Annotated in this window: 2 protein-coding genes; one reads left to right on the top strand and one right to left on the bottom strand. The window is 68.1% G+C overall.

Translation table 11 applies throughout. The features are described from left to right. Positions 1–949, top strand: a 949-nt coding sequence (locus WBF82_RS00945) for a DUF222 domain-containing protein (RefSeq protein ID WP_424381234.1), incomplete at its 5' end; no start/stop codon positions are given. 8 nt (positions 950–957) lie between these two features. Here the strand turns inward: WBF82_RS00945 and WBF82_RS00950 are convergent. Continuing rightward, a partial coding sequence (locus WBF82_RS00950; RefSeq protein WP_424381235.1) for an adenylate/guanylate cyclase domain-containing protein occupies positions 958–1,647 on the bottom strand: 690 nt, incomplete at its 5' end.

Here is a 1,647-nt window from a genome sequence, read left to right on the forward strand (position 1 = left end):
GGTCTGGATCGCCGACCTCGACGAAGGCGGGATCTCGCAGATCAACGGCACCCTGGCCACCCCGGACGGGCGCGCGTTAGACCAACGGTTGGATGCGTTGGCGGCCACGGTGTGCGCCCACGATCCACGCAGCCGCGCCCAGCGCCGCGCCGATGCCCTCGGGGCGCTGGCCGCCGGGGCCGATCGGCTGGGTTGTCGCTGCGGGCGATCTGACTGCGCGGCCGCAACGCGGCCCGCCGCATCGCCGGTGGTGATCCACGTGATCGCCGAGCAGACCACCCTCACCGGCGGCGGCGTGGCGGCTGCTTCATTGGTTGGTGCCGACGGGCTCATCGCACCCGAACTCGTCGCCGAGCTCGCCAAATCGGCCAAGCTGGTGTCGCTGATCCATCCCGCCGACGCCGCACCCGAGCCCGGGTATGCGCCGTCGAAAGCGCTGGCCGATTTCGTGCGCTGCCGGGATTTGACCTGCCGGTGGCCCGGCTGTGACCGGCCCGCCTACCACTGCGATCTCGACCACACCATCCCCCATGCCGACGGCGGGCCCACCCATGCCTCAAACCTGAAGTGCTACTGCCGAACTCATCATTTGGTCAAAACCTTCTGGGGCTGGCGCGAAAAACAGTTGCCCGACGGCACCGTGATCCTGACGTCACCGTCCGGGCAGACCTATGTGACCACACCGGGCAGCGCGCTGCTGTTTCCCAACCTGTGCCACGCCACCGGCGCCATACCCGCACCCGAAGCCGACCCACCCACCGACTACTGCGCCGAGCGCAGCGCGATGATGCCCAAACGCCGCCGCACCCGCGCCCAAAACCGCGCCCACCGCATCAACACCGAACGCCGACAAAACCACAACGCCCGCACCACCCGCCGAGCCAACCGCCCCAGCTACTTCGGACCAGCCCCACCCAGTGACAGCGACGACGACCCACCGCCGTTCTGATTGCCGACTTACCTAGAGGCGACGGCGAATAACCGCCATTCGCCGGGCACGCCCTTGAGCCGGTGAGCGCCGCGCTCCTCGAATTCGAGTCCTGATCCGATCACCAGGTCGCGCAGCGTGCTGGACACCAGCACCTCGTTGGGGCCCGCCAGTGCGCTCACACGCGCCCCGATATGCACAGCGATCCCACCGATGTCATCACCGCGCATCTCACACTCGCCGGTGTGCAACCCGGCGCGCACCTCGATACCCAGCGCGCGCACCGCGTCGCGAATTGCCATGGCGCAGCGGATCGCTCGCTGCGGGCCGTCAAACATCGCCAGAAAGCCGTCACCCGAGGTGTTCACCTCGCGGCCCCGAAACCGGGCGAGCTGGGCCCGGACGACGGCGTCGTGCGCATCAAGCAGGGCATGCCAGTCCCGGTCGCCGATCGCCGCGGCGCGACGCGTCGACTCCACGATGTCGGTGAACAACACGGTCGCAAGCACCCGATCGTCGGCCACTTCTGCCTGGTGGCCGGTGAGGAACTGCGCGATCTCCTGGAAGGACGGGCGCCATGGTTCGACGAAGTGGTACATGTTGCGCCCTGGTAGTTCAACGTATTTCGCGCCCGGTACGTGATCAGCGATGTACTTGCCCATCGCGGGCACGAGTATCGGGTCGTCGGTGTGGTGGACGACGAGGGTTGGCACGCGGAC

Source organism: Mycobacterium sp. (genome assembly GCF_049673265.1).
In the GTDB taxonomy this organism is placed as follows: domain Bacteria; phylum Actinomycetota; class Actinomycetes; order Mycobacteriales; family Mycobacteriaceae; genus Mycobacterium.